Here is a 17664-nt window from a genome sequence, read left to right on the forward strand (position 1 = left end):
AGACCCCCATGCTGCGCACCACGATCCGTTCCCGCGCATCCGCGGTGGCGCTGGCCGCCGTCCTCGCCGCGACCGTCACCGGGTGCAGCGCCGAGGAGGGCGCCGACAGTGCGACCGGTGGGGGGGACGGCATCACCGTCCAGGCCGCCCAGTTCAGCTGGACGGCCGCCGGCCTGACCAACTCCATCCTCAGCGAGATCGCCACCGACCGACCCGAGCTGGGCGTGGCCACGCTGCAGACCACGCAACTGGACCCGGCCGCGGCCTGGGCGGGTGCGCAGCGCGGGGACATCGACCTGCTGACCGAGGTCGCCCTGCCCAACCAGCAGGAGCTCGCCGAGGGCGCGGCCGACCGCGTCGAGATCGTCTCGCAGACCTACGGCGACGCCGCACAGGGCTGGTTCGTGCCGGCCTACGCCGTCGCGCCCGGGGGCCCGCTCGAGGGCCTGACCAGCGTCACCCAGCTCAACGACTACGCCGACGAGCTGGGCAACAAGTTCTACGACGCCGACCCGGGCTACATCACCACCGAGCAGAACGCCAAGCGGCTCGAGGGCTACGGGATCACGCTGGAGCACGTCGTCTCCAGCGAGGCGGCGGAGCTGGCGCAGCTGGAGAACAGCTACAGCCGCGAGGAGCCGATCGTGCTCTACCTGTACCACCCGCACGCGGTCTTCGCGCAGTACGACATGGTCCAGCTCGAGGAGCCCACGTCCTACACCGAGGGCTGCCTGACCACCGGCGACGGCGCCTGCGCCATGCCCTCGTACAGCGCCAACATCGCCGCGAGCACGGAGCTGCAGGAGCAGGCCCCCCAGTTCGCCGACCTGCTGGTCGACCTGCGCATCTCGGTCGAGGAGATGGAGCAGATGCAGAAGCAGGTGGACGTCGACGGCGAGGACGTCGGGACGGTCGCCCGGCAGTGGGTCGACGAGCACGCCACCCAGATCGACGAGTGGGTCGGCTGACCGTGCCCCCGGTGCTGCGCGCCACCGGCCTGACGAAGGTCTTCGGGCCGCGGGAGCAGGAGGCACTGCGGCTGGCCGGCGAGGGGGTCGGGCGGGACGACGTCCTGCGCCGGACCGGGTGCACCCTCGCCGTCCACGACGTGGGCTTCGCCGTCGAGCGCGGTGAGCTGTTCGTCGTCATGGGGCTGTCGGGGTCCGGCAAGTCGACCCTCGTCCGGTTGCTCAACCGGATCGTCGAGCCCAGCGCCGGCACGGTCGAGGTCGACGGCCAGGACCTGCGGGCGCTCAGCGACGCGGACCTGCGGAACCTCCGCAACGAGCGGGTCAGCATGGTGTTCCAGCACTTCGCGCTGCTCCCGCACCGCAGCGTGCGGGAGAACGCGGCCTACGCACTGAAGGTCCGTGGGGTCCCCGCGGCCGAGCAGCGGGAGCGTGCCGACTGGGCACTGCGCACGGTGGGCCTGCTCGACCGGGCCGACGCCCGCCCGGACCAGCTCTCCGGTGGGATGCAGCAGCGCGTGGGCCTGGCCCGGGCCCTCGCCGCGGACTCCGACGTCCTGCTGATGGACGAGCCGTTCTCCGCGCTGGACCCGCTGATCCGGCGGGACATGCAGGACCTGCTGGTCCAGCTGCAGACCGAGCTGCACAAGACGATCGTCTTCATCACGCACGACCTCAACGAGGCCATGCGGCTGGGCGACCGCATCCTCATGCTCAAGGACGGGCGGACGGTGCAGCTCGGCACCGGGCCGGAGATCATCTCCGCGCCGGCGGACGAGTACGTCGCCGACTTCACCTCCGACGTCGACCGGACGCGGGTGCTCACCGCGGGGGACCTGCTGCGCGAGCCGCGGATGACCGCCCGGCTGGGCCAGTCGACGGGTGAGGTGCTGCGCACCCTCGGTGCCGCGGAGGCCAACGGCGTGTACGTGCTGGACGACGGCCAGCGCATCGCCGGGGTGGCGCGCGACGACCTGCTGGCCCGCGCGGTGCAGGAGGGCCGGACCGCCGTCGGCGCCCGGGAGCTCGTCGCCGACTACGCCACGATCGCACCGGACCGGCCGCTGGTCGAGTTCATCCACCTCGTCGGCAAGCACGCGGTACCGCTCGGGGTCGTGGACGGGAGCGGGCGGCTGCTCGGTGTGGTGCCACGGGCGGCGGTGCTCGACGCGCTGGCCGCCGTCCCCGCGCGACGGGAGGGCTGACCGGTGCCGCACATCCCGCTCGGACAGTGGATGTCCGACTTCATCGACTGGTTGCTGGCCGCGGTGCCGTGGCTGTTCGACGCCATCTCGACCGTCATGCAGACGGTGGTCGACGGCCTGACCGACGCGCTGGCCACGCCACCGCCGGTGGTCTGGATCGTGGTCTTCACCCTGCTCGCCCTCGTCATACGCGGGTGGGGGCTGGCGCTCTACACGGTGCTGGCGTTCCTGCTCGTCGTCTCGCTGGAACTGTGGGTCGAGACGATGCAGACCCTGTCGCTGGTCCTCGTGGCCGCGGTCATCGCCGCGGCGATCGGGGTGCCGATCGGGATCCTCGCGGCCCGGCACCGAGCGGTGAGCGTCGCCGTCCGCCCGGTCCTGGACTCCATGCAGACGACGCCGGTGTTCGTCTACCTCATCCCGGCCGTCTTCTTCTTCGGCGTGGGGGTCGTGCCCGGCGTCGTGGCGACGATCCTGTTCGCCATCCCGCCCGGCGTGCGGCTGACCGAGCTGGGCATCCGGCAGGTCGATCGAGAGGTCGTCGAGGCCGCGCAGGCCTTCGGGGCCCGGCCCGGACAGATCCTGCGGGAGGTCCAGCTGCCGCTGGCGCTGCCGTCGATCATGGCCGGCGTCAACCAGGTGATCATGCTGGCGTTGTCGATGGTGGTCACGGCCGGACTGCTCGGCGCCGCCGGCCTCGGCGCGGTGGTGGTGCGGGCGGTGACCCAGCTCGACGTGGCCTCCGGGTTCGAGAGCGGCCTCGCCGTCGTCCTGCTCGCGGTCTTCCTCGACCGGCTGACGGCGGCCCTCGGCCACCCGACGGCCCTGTCGCGGTTGCTGCGGGTGCGGACCCGCCGGACCCCGCCCTCCGGCGGGACGGCGGAGACCCCGCAGCGGTCCGAGGAGCCCGCGCAGGCCTCCGCCTGACGCTCCGTGCGCGGCCGGCCGGCGCGCACGGACGCCGACGTTCCCGACCCTCCCCGTCCCGGGGCTCCGGCGAGGGCCGCCCGGGCACGTGTAGGGTGGTGTCACCGACGCGGGGTGGAGCAGCTCGGTAGCTCGCTGGGCTCATAACCCAGAGGTCACAGGTTCGAATCCTGTCCCCGCTACCAGGTACGGAGGGCCCGGTCACCACGGTGACCGGGCCCTCCGGCGTCGTGCCGCCGGCCGCCGCGAGGGGTGTTGTGCGTCACCGGCCGGCTCCCTAGCGTCGCGGGCACCGACGCTCCCAGGGGAGGGCACCCATGACCGTTGAGGCCGTTCCACCCGGACCCGTCGACCTGGACGCGGTCGACCTCTCGGACCGGGACTGGTGGGCCGGTCCGCCGTCGGTGCGGTACGCGACCTTCGCGGCACTGCGCAGGGAGCGACCCTTCGCGTTCTTCGCCGAGCCGGAGCTGCCGGGGATCCCGGTCGGGCCCGGCTACCGGGCCGTCACCCGCTACGCCGACCTCGAGGCGATCAGCTCCCAGCCCGCAATCTTCTGCTCGGGTCGCGGTGCGGTCTCCATCCCCGACGTCCCGGCCGAGCTCAACGAGTTCTACGGCTCGCTGATCAGCATGGACGACCCCCGGCACGCCAAGATCCGGCGCATCGTGTCCAAGGCGTTCACCCCACGCGTGCTGGAGCAGCTGATCGACCAGGTCAGCGCGGTCGTCGACGACGTCCTGACGCGGGCCCGCCGGACCGCGGAGGCGCAGCACGGCGCGATCGACGTCGTGACCGACATCGCGGCACCGATCCCGCTGCGGGTCATCTGCGACATGATGGGCGTCCCGGAGGAGGCCCGGGAGACGGTCCTCGCGCAGTCCAACGTCATCCTCTCCGGAGGGGACCCCGAGCTCATCGAGGACGAGAACGACCCGGTCAGCGCCTTCCTGCTGGCCGGGATGGAGCTCGCCGGGCTCATGGAGCGGCTGGCCGCCGAGCGGCTGGAGCACCCGCGGTCGGACCTCACCACCGCGCTGGTCACCACGGAGGTCGACGGCGAGCGGCTGTCCCAGCAGGAGATCTCCTCGTTCTTCATCCTGCTGCTGGTCGCCGGCAACGAGACCACCCGGAACGCCATCTGCCAGGGCGTGCTGGCGCTGCACGAGCACCCCGACCAGCGGGCCCTGTGGGCGGCCGACCCGGGACTGGACCGCACGGCCGTCGAGGAGGTGGTGCGCTGGACCAGCCCGGTCACCTGGATGCGGCGCACCGCCACGCGAGACGGCGAGGTGAACGGTCACCGGTTCCGGGCCGGGGACAAGTTCCTGCTCCTCTACGCCGCCGCCAACCGCGACCCCGCGGTGTTCCGGGACCCGGAGGTCCTCGACCTGGCCCGGGACCCCAACCCGCACGTCGGGTTCGGGTCGAGGGGGCCGCACTTCTGCCTGGGCGCGCACCTGGCCCGCCGGGAGCTGGCGGTGACTTTCCGGGCGCTGTTCGACCAGTTGCCCGACCTCGAGGTCACCGGCGAGCCGGACCGGCTGCGGTCGTCGTTCGTCAACGGCCTCAAGCGGCTGCCGGCCCGGCTGGGCGGGGGGCGCTGATGCGCATCGAGGCCGACCGCGATCTCTGCGTCGGATCGGGCACCTGCGAGTTCCTGGCGGCGGACGTCTTCCAGGTCGGTGAGGACGGCGTCGTCCGGGTGCTGCGGCCGCAGCCCGGCCAGGCCGCCGCCGCCGTCCGGGACGCCGTCGCCCAGTGCCCGACAGGGGCGCTGGGGCTCGCCGACTGGTGAAAGGCCCCCCTGCCCTCCACCGAGGAAGGACCCCGTCCTCCTCATCCCTCGCAGGCTCGGGACGGGGCCGGCGGCGGGACCCGGCAGGGGGCCGCCCGTCCTCCCGTGGGAGGACCCCTTGCCCCCCGCCACTCGTAAGCTCGCGCCAGGCCGCGTTGAGAGGCTCGCCGCAGGCCTCGTCCCGGGTCCCATCCTGAGCCTGCGAAGGGTGGGGAGGACGAGGTCCTCCCACGGTGAGGGGGACGGGTCCTGCTGCCTGCACGTGCGCCGTCGGGGCTCGGGGCGGTGCCCTGGACGGGGGCCGAGGAGAATGTGCCGGCATGGAGCTCACCGTCACCGACGTTCCCGAAGCCGGCCGCTACGAGGCCCGGGCCCGCGACCGCGTGCTGGGCCAGGCCAACTACCAGCGGCGGGGCGACCAGGTGGTGTTCACCCACACCGAGGTCGACCCGGACACCGAGGGCAGCGGCGTGGGCAGCTCGCTGGTCCGCGGTGCCCTGGACGACGTCCGGGCGCACGGGCTGCGGGCGGTGCCGCGCTGCTCGTTCGTCCGCGCCTGGATCGACCGGCACCCCGAGTACGCCGACCTGGTCGATCAACCGGCCTGAGGGCGGCCCCGTCCAGGGTCCCGCCCCGAGTCGGCCCCGTCCAGCGGCTCGTCCCGAGCCTGCGAGGGATGAGGGGGACGGGGTGCTTGCACGGTGAGGAGGACGGGGTGCTTACTCAGAGGACCTGGTGGCCGTACATCTCGCCGAGCGGGTCGGCGATCAGTTCGATGCGGGCGCCGTCGGGGTCGCGGAAGTAGACCGAGACGCCGCTGTGCACCTCGTGCTCCACCCCTGCGTCGGTCAGTCGCCGCACCAGGTCCTGCCAGCGCTCGGGGTCGACGCTGATGGCCATGTGGTGCAACCCGCCGAGCACCTCGGCGTACGGGCCGACGTCCAGGCCGGGGAAGTCGAAGAAGGCCAGCAGGTTGCCGTGGCCGATGTCGAAGAAGAAGTGCGAGGAGCCCGGGTAGTCGCGGTTCTCGATCAGGTCGGTCAGCGGGAAGCCGAGCACGTCCTGGTAGAAGCGGACGGTCTGCTCGACGTCGCTGCTGATCAGCGCGGTGTGGTGCAGGCCGCGGGCGGTGGACGGCGGCCGCTCCCCGGCGGGCTTGAGGTGCGCCTCCCGGATGCGGGCGCGTTCCTGCTCGATGGCGGTCAGGTCGAGGTCGCTGGCGGTGTCGCTCACGGGGGCTCTCCTCGGGGTCGGACGACGGTCGGGACAACCGCTGCGACCAGGATCTCGTTCCCTCGACGGGTTCCCGTTCCCCGTCGGTGCGAGGCTGGTGGCCATGCGTGTCCTCCTCGCCGGGTGGTTCAGCTTCGACGAGGTGATCGCCACCGTCGGCGACGAGCTCGGCGCCGACGTGGTGGCCGGCTGGCTCACCGACCTGGGCATCGACCACGACGTCGCCTGGGCGCCGTACCCGGAGCGCGGCGTGGACTGGCGGGACGTCGACCCGGCCGACCACACCCACCTGGTGTTCGTCAGCGGCCCGCTGACCGACCGGCCGCTGCTGCGCGAGCTCACCGGGGCCTTCACCGGGGTGCAGCGCTGGGGGGTCAACGTGTCGGTGGTGGAGGAGTCCGCACGGACCCTGTTCGACCGGGTGTGGGAGCGCGACGCCGCCGGCCTGGCCCGGCCCGACCTCGCCGTCGAGGGCCCGGAGCCGGAGGTGCCGGTGCTCGCGGTGGCGTTCACGCCGGTGCAGGGTGAGTACGGCGAGCGCAGCCAGGCCGAGCGGGTCCGCGGCGCGATCGCGGAGTGGCTGGCCGACCGGGCGCTGCCCTGGTTCGAGCTGGACATGGACCTCTTCGAGAAGCCGCACGCCCGCCGTCCGGCCCAGGTGGAGGCGCTGGTCCGGCGCGCCGACGTCGTGGTGAGCATGCGGCTGCACGCGCTGGTGCTCGGTCTCGAGCACGGCCGGCCGGTCGTCGCCTGCGACCCGATCAGCGGAGGCGCCAAGGTGACCGGCCAGGCCACCGCGCTGGACTGGCCGCTCGTCGTCCCGGCCGAGGAGCTCACCGCCGAGGTCCTCGACGCCGCGCTGCAGCGCTGCCCGTCGGGTGCGCTCGCCGAGCAGGTGCGCGCGGCGGGGGAGCGGGGCCGGGCCGGCAACGCCCGGGCGCGCGCCTGGTTCGAGGAGCAGCTGGCCAGTTGAGCCCCCGATCTCGCCACCCGAGGAGGACCGTTGATCGAGCTGCGCACGCCAGGTGAGCTGGACGCCATGCGCGCCGCCGGAGCGGTCGTGGCCGACATGCTGGCCGCCGTCCGCGCCGCCGCGGCACCGGGCGTCCGGCTGACCCAGCTGGACGAGGTGGCCCGGGCCGTCCTGGCCGGTGCCGGCGCCACCTCGCCGTTCCTCGGCTACGCGCCGCTGGCCACCACGCCGCCGTTCCCCGGTGTCGTCTGCCTGTCGGTCAACGACGTCGCGCTGCACGGTGTCCCGACCCCGCAGGAGCTCGAGGACGGCGACCTGCTCAGCGTCGACGCCGGGGCCATCCTCGACGGCTGGGTGGGCGATGCCGCGATCACCTTCCCGGTGGGCACGCCCCGGCCAGACGACCTGGAGCTGGTCACCACCACCGAGCGCGCGCTGGCGGCCGGGATCGCCTCGGCCGTCGTGGGCAACCGCGTCGGTGACATCTCCGCGGCGATCGGTGCGGTGGGCCGCGCCGGGGGCTGCGGGATCAACACCGACCAGGGCGGCCACGGCGTGGGCCGCTCGATGCACGAGCCGCCGTCCGTCCCGAACGAGGGCCGCCCCGGCCGCGGGCTGCCGCTGCGCCCCGGCCTGGTGATCGCGATCGAGCCCTGGTTCCTCGCCGGGGGCAGCGACGACTACCGGGTCGCCGCCGACGGCTGGACGCTCTACAGCGCCGACGGCAGCCGCGCGGCGCACGTGGAGCACACCGTGGCGGTCACCGAGGACGGCCCCCGGATCCTCACCGCCCCGCGCTGAGAAGGACCCCCTTGCCCCCACCGCTCGCAGGCTCGCGGTGGGACCCTGCAAGGGGGCCACCGCGCGGCCACTGACATGTGAGACCCGTTCAGGCGAGGGACTGGTCCAGGTCGGCGATGAGGTCCTCGACGTCCTCGATGCCGACCGAGAGCCGCACCAGGTCGGCCGGTACCTCCAGCGGGGACCCGGCGGCGCTGGCGTGTGTCATCCGCGCCGGGTGCTCGATCAGCGACTCCACCCCGCCCAGCGACTCCGCCAGGGTGAACACCTGCGCCCGCTCGCACACCTGCAGCGCGGCGTCCTCCCCACCGGCGAGCCGGAACGAGAGCATCCCGCCGAACCCGGACATCTGCTTCGCGGCGATCTCGTGCCGGGGGTGGTCGGGCAGGCCCGGGTAGCGCACCGAGGCGACGGCCGGGTGGCCGAGGAGGAACTCCGCCACCCGGGCGGCGTTGTCCTGATGCCGGTCCATCCGGACGCCGAGGGTCTTGATGCCGCGCAGCACCAGCCAGTCGGCCAGCGGGCCGGAGACGGCGCCCATCGCGTTCTGGGAGAAGGCCAGCTGCTCGGCCAGCTCGGCGTCGTCCCCGACCACCAGCGCGCCGCCGACGACGTCGGAGTGCCCACCGAGGTACTTCGTCGTCGAGTGGACGACGACGTCGGCGCCGAGGGTCAGCGGCTGCTGCAGGTAGGGCGAGGCGAAGGTGTTGTCGACGACGAGCAGCGCCCCGGCGTCGTGCGCGACCTCGGCGGTCAGCGCGATGTCGGCGATGTTGAGCAGCGGGTTGGTCGGCGTCTCGCACCAGACGACCCGCGTGCTCGGCCGGATCGCCGCCCGCAGCGCGTCGGGGTCGTTGAGGTCGGCCGGCGTGTGCTCGACACCCCAGCGGGAGGCCACCTTCGAGATGAGCCGGAACGTCCCGCCGTAGGCGTCGCCTCCGAGGACGACGTGGCTGCCCGGCTCGCAGACCGTCCGCAGCAGGGTGTCCTCGGCGGCCAGGCCGGAGGCGAACGCCAGCCCGGTGCGGCCCTGCTCGAGGGCGGCCAGCGCCTCCTGCAGCGCCGTCCGGGTGGGGTTGGCGCTGCGCGCGTACTCGTAGCCGCCGCGCAGCCCGCCGACGCCGTCCTGCTTGAAGGTGGTCGCCAGGTGCAGCGGGACGACGACGTCGCCGGTCGCCGGGTCCGCGTCCTGCCCGGCGTGGATGGCGCGCGTGTTGAAACCGGGGAGCCCCGGGGTCCTGTCCATGGCTCGACTCCGCCCTCGGTCCGCTCCTCGCTCGCTGGCGCTCGCTGCGGTGCTCGCTCGGGCGTCGTCTTCGCGGCTCATGCCTCGACGGTAGAAGCCAGCCCGGCAGATGACATGCCGGCCAGGTGCCCGAGCACGTCCTGCCGGGTGACGACGCCGGCCGGCTTGCCCTCCTCGTGCACCAGCAGCGCGTCCGCCGTCCCCAGGGCCGCGACCGCGGCGCTGACCGGCTCGCCCGAGCCGATGATCGGCAGCGGCGGGGACATGTGCCGCTCCACCCGGTCGGAGAGGTTGGCCCGCCCCGCGAAAAGCGCGTCGAGCAGTGCCTTCTCCTCGACCGACCCGACGACCTCCCCGGCGGTCACCGGGGGCTCGGCGCGCACCACCGGCAGCTGGCTGACGCCGTACTCGCGGAGGATGTCGATGGCGTCCCGCACGGTCTCGTTCGGGTGGGTGTGCACCAGCTCCGGCGTCGCCCCGCCCTTGCCCGCGAGCAGCTCGCCGACGGTGCCCTGCGTGGCCTGCTCCAGGAAGCCGTAGTCGGCCATCCAGTCGTCGTTGAAGATCTTGCCGAGGTAGCCGCGGCCGCCGTCGGGCAGCAGCACCACCACGACGTCGTCCCGGGTCAGCCGCTCGGCGGCGCGCAGCGCGCCGGCGACGGCCATGCCGCACGACCCGCCGACCAGCAACCCCTCCTCGCGGGCCAGCCGCCGGGTCATCGCGAAGGAGTCCCCGTCGCTGACGGCGACGATCTCGTCGGCGATCGAGCGGTCGTAGGCGTCGGGCCAGAAGTCCTCGCCCACGCCCTCGACCAGGTAGGGGCGTCCGGTGCCACCGGAGTAGACCGAGCCCTCCGGATCGACGCCGACCACCCGGACCCGCCCGCCGGAGGCCTCCCTGAGGTAGCGGCCGGTGCCGCTGATCGTGCCGCCGGTGCCGACGCCGGTGACGAAGCAGGTGACCCTCCCGTCGGTCTGCTCCCAGATCTCCGGGCCGGTGCTCTCGTAGTGCGACTGCGGGTTGGCCGGGTTGGCGTACTGGTCGGGCTTCCACCCACCGGGGATCTCGCGGGCCAGCCGGTCGGAGACCGAGTAGTAGGAGCGCGGGTCGGCCGGGTCGACGGCGGTCGGGCAGACGTGCACCTCGGCGCCGTAGGCCTTGAGCACGTCGATCTTCTCCTTGCCCACCTTGTCGGGGCAGACGAAGACGCAGCGGTAGCCGCGCTGCTGCGCGACCAGGGCCAGCCCGATGCCGGTGTTGCCGCTGGTCGGCTCCACGATGGTGCCACCGGGCCGCAGCGCGCCGCTGGCCTCGGCGGCGTCGACCATCCGCACGGCGATGCGGTCCTTCACCGAGCCGCCGGGGTTGAGGTACTCGACCTTGGCCAGCACCAGCGGCGCGTCCGGCCCGAGGTCTCGGGTGACCGACGTCAGCCGGACCAGCGGGGTGTTCCCCACCAGCTCGATGACGTTCTCGACGTACTGCACGACACGCCCTCCTCGGCGGCCGGCAGCACGCCGGCCCGTCGCCGTCCATCCCACCAGACGGGACCGGCACACGCCGGGTGTCGCGGATGCGGGTGCCGGGCACCGGACCGGGCATGACCGAAAGCTTCCCCACCGTGCCGCTCGACGGCGCCCCCGGCATGCCGCTGCTCGGGTTCGGGACCTGGCAGATGACCGGGCCCACCTGCTACGACGCCGTCCGCACCGCCCTGGACACCGGCTACCGGCACCTCGACACCGCGGCGATCTACCGCAACGAGTCCGAGGTCGGGCGGGCGCTGCGCGACTCCGGCGTCGACCGGGACGAGGTCTTCCTGACGACCAAGCTGCCGCCGCCGCGGGCAGACCAGGCCGACCAGGTGCTGGCGGGGTCCCTCGACGCGCTCGGCGTCGACGCGGTCGACCTGTGGCTCGTCCACTGGCCGCCCGGCGGTGCTCGGCCGGACGTGTGGGAGCGCTTCGTCGCCGCCCGTGAGGCCGGCCGCGCGCGGGCGATCGGGGTCAGCAACTACTCGCTCGAGCAGATGGACGAGCTGACCGAGGCGACCGGCGTGACGCCGCAGGTGAACCAGGTCAGCTGGGCGCCGTCGCGGTACGACCCGGCCGTCGAGGCCGGGCACCGGGACCGCGACGTCGTCCTGGAGGGCTACAGCCCGTTCAAGAACACCGACCTCGGCGACCCGGTGCTGCGCGAGGTCGCCGACGCGCACGGCGTCACCCCGGCGCAGGTGGTGCTGCGCTGGCACGTGGAGCACGGCGTCGTCGTCATCCCCAAGTCGGCCACCCCGGAGCGGATCCGGACCAACCTGGCGATCGGCGGGTTCTCGCTCAGCGACGACGAGGTCGCCCGCATCGACGGGCTGGCGCAGAGGTGAGCACCGCCGACGCGTCGGTCTTCGAGGGCTCCTTCTGGCGCGACCCCTATCCCGCCTACGAGCGGCTGCGCGCCCAGGCTCCGGTGCGCGAGGTGGCGCTGCCCCGGGGCGGCACCACGTGGTTGGTCACCCGGTACGACGACGTGCGCTCCGCCTTCACCGACCCCCGCCTGGTCAAGGACCACCGCGCGACCCTGCCGCCGGAGGTCCGCGAGCAGGCCCCGCGGCTGCCGGGCCCCTTCGGCTCGATGATGATCCTGCTCGACCCGCCGGACCACACGCGGCTGCGCCGGCTGGTCTCCCGGGCCTTCACCGCGCGGCGCACCGCCGAGCTGCGTCCCCGCATCGAGGCGCTGGCCGCGGGCCTGCTCGACGCGGTGCCCGCGACCGAGCCGGTCGACCTGCTGGCGACCTACGCGGTGCCGCTGCCCATGGCCGTCATCTGCGAGCTGCTCGGGGTGCCCGACACCGACCGCGACGCCTTCGGCACCTGGTCGCGCGCGCTGGTCGACGACCACGACGACGTCGACGAGCAGCAGGCCACCGCGGGGCTGGCCGAGTACCTGCACGCCCTCGTCGAGACCAAGCGGCGCGCCCCGGACGGCGCCCTGCTCTCGGCGCTGGTCGAGGTCTCCGAGGCCGGTGACCAGCTCAGCACCGAGGAGGTCGTCGCGATGGGCGTGCTGCTGCTCATCGCCGGCCACGAGACCACGGCCAACCTCATCGGCAACGCGGTGCTGGGCGTGGCCACCGGCGCCGCGCTGCGCGAGCACCTGCTCGCGGACCCGCAGCGGATCCCCGCGGCGGTCGAGGAGTTCCTGCGCTGGGACGGCCCCGTGCACAACGCCCCGCTGCGCTTCGCCGCCGAGGACGTCGAGTACTCGGGGACCACCATCCCCGCGGGGTCGGTGGTCACGCTCTCCGTCGGCGCGGCCAACCGCGACCCGGGACGCTTCGACCGGCCCGAGCTGCTCGACCCCGACCGGGACACCGGCGGGCACCTGGCCTTCGGCCACGGGCTGCACTACTGCCTGGGTGCACCCCTGGCGCGTCTCGAGGGGGAGGTGGCCCTGCGGTCGCTGCTCGACCGGTTCCCCGACCTGCGCCTGGCCGTGCCCCCGGAGGAGCTGCGTCACCGGCGCAGCGTCCTCGTCCACGCCCTGGAACAGCTGCCGGTGGTCCTGCGGCCACCGGCCGCGGGGAGCGCCTCCGCGTAGCCGGCCGGTGGCGGGCCCGGGCGGGACGGGACGAGGATGCCGGGGTGACCTCTCCCTCTCCTGTCGGTACCCGCACGCTCGGCCGCGACGGTCTGGTCGTCTCCGCCCTGGGCCTCGGCTGCATGGGCATGAGCCAGATGTACGGCGCGGCCGATCGCGGCGAGTCGATCGCGACCGTGCACCGTGCGCTCGACCTCGGCGTCACCTTCCTCGACACCTCCGACGTCTACGGCGACGGGCACAACGAGGAGCTGGTCGGCGAGGCGATCGCCGGACGGCGCGACGAGGTCCAGCTGGCCACGAAGTTCTCGCTGTCGCGCAACGACCGCGGGGGCATGGACATCGACGGCCGCCCGGAGAACGTACGCGCCCGCGCCGAGGCCAGCCTGCGCCGGCTCCGGGTCGACGTGATCGACCTCTACTACCAGCACCGGGTCGACCCGAAGGTGCCGATCGAGGACACCGTCGGCGCGATGGCCGGGCTCGTGCAGCAGGGCAAGGTCCGCCACCTCGGGCTGTCGGAGGCCTCGGCCACCTCGATCCGCCGCGCCGTCGCGGTCCACCCGATCGCCGCACTGCAGAGCGAGTGGTCGCTGTGGACCCGCGACCTGGAGGGTGAGGTCCTCGGCGTCGCCCGCGAGCACGGCATCGGCATCGTGCCGTTCAGCCCGCTGGGCCGCGGCTTCCTCACCGGCGCGATCCGCAGCCAGGAGGACTTCGCCGAGGACGACTGGCGCCGCGGCCACCCGCGCTTCACCGGCGAGGCGTTCGCGGCCAACCTGCGGCTGGTCGACGCCGTCCGGGCGATGGCCGAGGAGAGGGGCTGCACGCCCGGCCAGCTCGCGCTGGCCTGGGTCCTCGCCCAGGGGGACGACGTGGTGCCGATCCCCGGCACCAAGCGGCGCCGCTACCTCGAGGAGAACGTCGCCGCCGCCGCCGTCGAGCTCTCGGCCGACGACCTCGCGCGGCTGGGCGAGATCGCGCCGCCCGGGGTCGCGCAGGGCGGCCGGTACGTCGACTCCTCCTACGCCTACGGCGACAGCCCGGAGCGCGTGGCGTGACCGTGCCGGCGACGAGGCTGCGGGTGCCCGGGGCCGACGGCGTCGAGGTCGCCGTGCACCGGTGGGGGGCCCCCGGTGACCTGCCGCCGGTGTACCTCCAGCACGGCTTCGTCGCGGACACCCGGCTCAACTGGGTCGGCACCGGGACCGTCGGCGTCCTGCTGTCGGCCGGGCGGGAGGTCGTCGGCGTCGACGCCCGTGGGCACGGGCGCTCGGACAAGCCGCACCACCCGGCCGCCTACGGGGAGCTCCGGATGGCCGACGACCTGCGCCGGGTGGCCGACGCACTCGGCCACGACTCCTTCGACCTGGCCGGCTACTCGATGGGTGCGACGGTCGCGATGCTGACCGCGGCCACCGACCGGAGGGTGCGCCGGCTGGTGGTCGGTGGTGCCGGCGCCGCGTTCGTCGAGGCCGGGAGTGCCGAGCGCCACGCCGCCCTGATGGCCCGGCTGGCCGCCGCGCTGGAGGCGGCCGACGTCGCCGAGGTGCGCGATCCGGTCACCGTCGACTTCCGCCGGATGGCCGACGCCCTCGCCGCCGACCGGCACGCCCTGGCCGCGCACGCCCGTGCGGTGCACACCCGGGAGGTGGACCTGGCCGCGATCACCGCGCCCACGCTCGTCCTCTCCGGCGACGCCGATCCGCTGGCGGCCCACCCCGAGGCGCTCGCTGCGGCCATCCCCGGTGCCCGGGTGTCCGTCGTCCCCGGCGACCACTCGACCACGCTCCGGACGCCGGCCTTCGCCGCGGCGCTGGTCGACTTCCTCGGAGAGGCGTCGTGACCGACCCGAACTGCGAGGTGGCCCACGGTGCGCCCGCCGACCGGGCCACCGGCCGGGTGCTCGTCGCCGTCTTCGCCTCGCCGGTGGCCGAGGTGCTGCTGCGCTGGGGTCCGGAGCTGGGCTTCCGCACCGTGCTGCTCGACCCCGACCCGTTGCGCGGCGCGGAGCTCGGCGGCCTCGCCGGGGTCGACGGCGAGCTCGGTGACGCCGACGTCGTCGTCACCGACCACCACCGCCCCGAGCTCGGCGAGGTGCTGCGCGACGCGCTGGCCCGGCCGGTGCGCTGGATCGGCGTCCTGGGCAACCCGCGCCACGAGGGACCGCACGTCGCGGCCCTGGCCGCCCTCGGCGTCCCGCCGGAGGAGGCCGCCCGCGTGCACCGGCCGATCGGGCTGGACATCGGCTCGCGGACCCCGGCGGAGATCGCGCTGAGCACCCTCGCCGGGCTGCTGGCCGACCGCAACGGCCGCAGCGGCGGGTTCGCCCACCGCCCGCGGTGAGCGAGCTCGCGAGCTCACGCAGCGGCACAGCACCCTCGGGCACGGGGTCGACGAGCGCCCGCGAGGAGAGCTCGTGACCGGCGTCGTGCTCGGTGCCGACGCGGGCACCAGCGGGCTGAAGCTCGTGGCGCTCGACCCCTCCGGTGCCGTGCTGGCCGAGGGGGAGTCCGGCTACGAGGTCGACCGCCCGCGGCCCGGCTGGGCGCAGACCGACCCGGCCGTGTGGCGACGGGCCCTGGACGACGCCCTGGCCCAGCTCGCGCCGGCCCTGACCGGCCGCCGGGTCGCCGGGCTGGGGCTGTCCGGGCAGATGCACGGCACCGTGCTGGTGGACGACACCGGCGTCCCGCTGGGGCCCGCGGTGCTCTGGCCGGACTCGCGCGCCGTCGCGGAGGTGGACCTCTGGCGGGCGCTGCCGCACGCCGCCCGCGCCGCGCTGGCCAACCCGCTGGTGCCGGGGATGACCGGTCCCGTGCTGGCCTGGCTGGCCGCGCACGAGCCCGGGCTGCTCCGGCGGGCGGCCGCGGTGGTGCTGCCCAAGGACGCGCTGCGCGCCTCGCTCGTCCCGGACGCCGACCCGCGGGTCACCGACCGCAGCGACGCCTCGGCCACCCTGCTGTGGGACGTCGTCGCCGACGGCTGGTCGCCCGAGGCCACCGCAGCCGCCGGCGTCGACCCGGGGTTGCTGCCCCGGGTGCGTCCCTCGACGGAGGTCGTGGGCGCCGCCGCGCTCCCGGTGGGCGAGGTGCCCGTCGTGGTGGGCGGCGCGGACACCCCGCTGGCGCTGCTCGCCGCGGGTACGCGCGCCGGCCGGCAGGTCAACCTCGGCACCGGCGCGCAGGTGCTCCAGCCGGACTGGACGCCGACACCGGCCGACGACCCGCCGGTGCACGGCTACGCCGACGTCGAGGACCGCTGGTACGCGATGGCCGCGCTGCAGAACGGCGGCCTGGCGTGGACGTGGGTGTGCGGGGTGCTCGGGATGACGCCCGCCGAGCTGTTCGACGCCGCGGCGTCGGTTCCGACCGGTGCCGGGGGAGTGGTGTTCCGGCCGTTCCTCACCGGCGAGCGCGGTGGCGTCGCGGGCCCCGCCGACCGCGGCGGGTGGACCGGACTGTCCGCGAGCACGACCCGCGCCGAGCTGGCCCGCGCCGCGGTCGAGGGCGTCGTGTTCGCGGTCGCGGCCGCCGCGGAACTGCTCGGCGGGGAGGGGCCGGTGGTGCTCACCGGGGGCGGCGGGCGGCCGGCCGTCGTCCAGCAGCTGCTCGCCGACGTCCTCGCCGTCCCCGTGCGGTTCCTGCCGATCCGCAGCGCGTCGGCGGTCGGTGCCGCGCTGCTGGCCGCCCGGGGGACGGGAACCGAGGTCGCGACGGGGCAGCAGCCGGGTCGGCCGGTCGAGCCGCGGCCGGGACCGGAGCTGGCCCCGGCGCTCGACCGGTGGCGCGCGGAACGAGCCCGGCGGCCGCCGCGTTGACCTGGTCAGGAGGGCGGCGCCGCCGCCCGGACGACGCGAGGAGGACCCAGGGATGGCGTCGCTGTTCAGCAAGCTGACCCAGTTCGCGAACACACCGAGGGGCCGGCAGGTCATCGCACAGGCCACCGAGAAGGCGCAGCAGCTGGCCAAGGACCCGAAGACCCGGGCGAAGATCGACGACGCCCGCCGTCGCTTCCAGGGCGGCCGCGGCACCGGCACCGGGCACTGAGCAGACGGGCCCGGCCCGCCTCAGGGGCGGGCCGGGCCCGCCTCAGGCGGCCGGGTCGGGCTGGCGCAGCAGGCCCAGCGCGGCGTCGTGCAGCTGGCCGTTGGTGGCCAGCGCGCTGCCGCCGGCCGGCCCCGGGACGCCGGTGAGGTCGGTGAACGCGCCGCCGGCCTCCCGCACGATGACGTCGAGGGCGGCGAGGTCCCACACCGAGACCTCCGGCTCGCAGGCGACGTCCACCGCCCCCTCGGCCAGCAGCACGTAGCTCCAGAAGTCGCCGTAGGCGCGGGTGCGCCACACCGAGCGGGTCAGGTCGAGGAAGCCGCCGAGCAGCCCGCGCTCCTCCCAGCCCGAGAGGCTGGAGTAGGACAGGCTCGCGTCGCTCAGCTGAGCGACGCCCGACACCGTGCAGCGGGTCGCCGACTCCAGCCGCCGGCCGGTCCAGGCGCCCACGCCCTTGGCCGCCCACCAGCGGCGGTTGAGCGCCGGCGCGGAGACCAGGCCGACGACCGGCTCGTCACCGTCGAACAACGCGATGAGGGTCGCCCACACGGGCACGCCCCGCACGAAGTTCTTCGTCCCGTCGATGGGGTCGAGCACCCACCGCCGCGGACCGCGCCCGGTCATCCCCATCTCCTCGCCGAGCACCGCGTCGCGGGTCCGCGCGCGAGCAAGGGTGATGCGCAGCTGCTCCTCCACGGCCCGGTCGGCGTCGGTGACCGGCGTGAGGTCCGGCTTGGTGTCGACCTGGAGGTCCAGCGCCTTGAAGCGGTCGAGGCTGATCGAGTCCGCCTGGTCGGCCAGCACGTGCGCCAGGTGCATGTCCCCCGTGTAGTCCCGGCCCGGTGTCATGGGCACCGAACCTAGCGG

19 protein-coding genes and 1 tRNA gene are annotated in these 17664 nt (G+C 74.6%); 16 read left to right on the forward strand and 4 right to left on the reverse strand.

What is annotated here, in order from left to right; genetic code table 11:
* Positions 1-8: 8 nt before the first annotated feature.
* The 7 genes from BUB17_RS11275 (at position 9) to BUB17_RS11305 (ending at position 5506) form a co-directional block, all read left to right on the forward strand.
* Positions 9-968: a glycine betaine ABC transporter substrate-binding protein gene (locus BUB17_RS11275; RefSeq protein WP_072918006.1), complete on the forward strand. Its 960-nt coding sequence runs from the start codon at positions 9-11 to the stop codon at positions 966-968.
* An 11-nt stretch (positions 969-979) separates the two neighbouring features.
* Positions 980-2173 (forward strand): quaternary amine ABC transporter ATP-binding protein, encoded by a 1194-nt coding sequence (locus BUB17_RS11280; protein ID WP_244277160.1) that lies wholly within the window; start codon positions 980-982, stop codon positions 2171-2173.
* A 30-nt stretch (positions 2174-2203) separates the two neighbouring features.
* On the forward strand, positions 2204-3100 hold the full coding sequence (locus tag BUB17_RS11285; RefSeq protein WP_083606273.1) for an ABC transporter permease: 897 nt from the start codon (positions 2204-2206) through the stop codon (positions 3098-3100).
* A gap of 108 nt (positions 3101-3208) precedes the next feature.
* Positions 3209-3285 (forward strand) — tRNA-Met (locus BUB17_RS11290).
* A 132-nt stretch (positions 3286-3417) separates the two neighbouring features.
* Positions 3418-4707, forward strand: a complete 1290-nt coding sequence (locus BUB17_RS11295) for a cytochrome P450 (protein ID WP_072918009.1) — start codon at positions 3418-3420, stop codon at positions 4705-4707.
* On the forward strand, positions 4707-4898 hold the full coding sequence (locus BUB17_RS11300) for a ferredoxin (protein ID WP_175561337.1): 192 nt from the start codon (positions 4707-4709) through the stop codon (positions 4896-4898). Before BUB17_RS11295 ends, BUB17_RS11300 begins: the two co-directional genes overlap by 1 nt.
* Before the next feature lie 320 nt (positions 4899-5218).
* The gene (locus BUB17_RS11305; protein ID WP_072918011.1) at positions 5219-5506 is read left to right on the forward strand and encodes a GNAT family N-acetyltransferase; all 288 of its coding nucleotides are present in this window, start codon (positions 5219-5221) and stop codon (positions 5504-5506) included.
* A 115-nt stretch (positions 5507-5621) separates the two neighbouring features.
* Here BUB17_RS11305 and BUB17_RS11310 read toward each other — a convergent pair whose 3' ends face one another.
* On the reverse strand, positions 5622-6131 hold the full coding sequence (locus BUB17_RS11310; RefSeq protein WP_072918012.1) for a VOC family protein: 510 nt from the start codon (positions 6129-6131) through the stop codon (positions 5622-5624).
* Between the two features lie 103 nt (positions 6132-6234).
* Between BUB17_RS11310 and BUB17_RS11315 the strand changes: the two genes are divergently transcribed.
* On the forward strand, positions 6235-7104 hold the full coding sequence (locus BUB17_RS11315) for a polysaccharide pyruvyl transferase family protein (RefSeq protein WP_072918102.1): 870 nt from the start codon (positions 6235-6237) through the stop codon (positions 7102-7104).
* Between the two features lie 30 nt (positions 7105-7134).
* Positions 7135-7905: a type I methionyl aminopeptidase gene (map, locus tag BUB17_RS11320; protein WP_072918014.1), complete on the forward strand. Its 771-nt coding sequence runs from the start codon at positions 7135-7137 to the stop codon at positions 7903-7905.
* Between the two features lie 88 nt (positions 7906-7993).
* Here map and BUB17_RS11325 read toward each other — a convergent pair whose 3' ends face one another.
* Positions 7994-9151, reverse strand: coding sequence for a cystathionine gamma-synthase (locus tag BUB17_RS11325; protein WP_072918016.1), 1158 nt, complete (start codon positions 9149-9151; stop codon positions 7994-7996).
* Positions 9152-9228: 77 nt separating this feature from the next.
* Complete coding sequence (locus tag BUB17_RS11330; protein WP_072918017.1) at positions 9229-10638, reverse strand: cystathionine beta-synthase; 1410 nt, start codon at positions 10636-10638, stop codon at positions 9229-9231.
* A gap of 113 nt (positions 10639-10751) precedes the next feature.
* Here BUB17_RS11330 and BUB17_RS11335 point away from each other — a divergent pair, with 113 nt between their 5' ends.
* From BUB17_RS11335 to BUB17_RS26825, 7 genes are all read left to right on the forward strand, one after another.
* On the forward strand, positions 10752-11531 hold the full coding sequence (locus BUB17_RS11335) for an aldo/keto reductase (protein ID WP_072918104.1): 780 nt from the start codon (positions 10752-10754) through the stop codon (positions 11529-11531).
* Entirely contained in the window at positions 11528-12748 is a 1221-nt protein-coding gene (locus tag BUB17_RS28220) for a cytochrome P450 family protein (protein WP_072918019.1), read from the forward strand. The genes BUB17_RS11335 and BUB17_RS28220 overlap by 4 nt, the downstream gene beginning before the upstream one ends.
* 44 nt (positions 12749-12792) lie before the next feature.
* Positions 12793-13809, forward strand: a complete 1017-nt coding sequence (locus tag BUB17_RS11345; RefSeq protein ID WP_072918021.1) for an aldo/keto reductase — start codon at positions 12793-12795, stop codon at positions 13807-13809.
* Positions 13806-14594, forward strand: coding sequence for an alpha/beta fold hydrolase (locus tag BUB17_RS11350; RefSeq protein ID WP_072918022.1), 789 nt, complete (start codon positions 13806-13808; stop codon positions 14592-14594). The genes BUB17_RS11345 and BUB17_RS11350 overlap by 4 nt, the downstream gene beginning before the upstream one ends.
* The gene (locus tag BUB17_RS11355; protein ID WP_072918024.1) at positions 14591-15094 is read left to right on the forward strand and encodes an XdhC family protein; all 504 of its coding nucleotides are present in this window, start codon (positions 14591-14593) and stop codon (positions 15092-15094) included. The genes BUB17_RS11350 and BUB17_RS11355 overlap by 4 nt, the downstream gene beginning before the upstream one ends.
* Positions 15095-15167: 73 nt before the next feature.
* Positions 15168-16568: an FGGY family carbohydrate kinase gene (locus BUB17_RS11360; RefSeq protein WP_072918026.1), complete on the forward strand. Its 1401-nt coding sequence runs from the start codon at positions 15168-15170 to the stop codon at positions 16566-16568.
* A gap of 52 nt (positions 16569-16620) precedes the next feature.
* Positions 16621-16797, forward strand: coding sequence for a hypothetical protein (locus BUB17_RS26825; RefSeq protein WP_175561338.1), 177 nt, complete (start codon positions 16621-16623; stop codon positions 16795-16797).
* Positions 16798-16839: 42 nt separating this feature from the next.
* On the opposite strand, the gene hisN is transcribed toward BUB17_RS26825, so the two are convergent.
* Entirely contained in the window at positions 16840-17646 is an 807-nt protein-coding gene (gene hisN / locus BUB17_RS11365) for a histidinol-phosphatase (protein WP_072918027.1), read from the reverse strand.
* Positions 17647-17664 lie beyond the last annotated feature (18 nt).

It is taken from the genome of Geodermatophilus obscurus (assembly GCF_900143215.1).
In the GTDB taxonomy this organism is placed as follows: domain Bacteria; phylum Actinomycetota; class Actinomycetes; order Mycobacteriales; family Geodermatophilaceae; genus Geodermatophilus; species Geodermatophilus obscurus_A.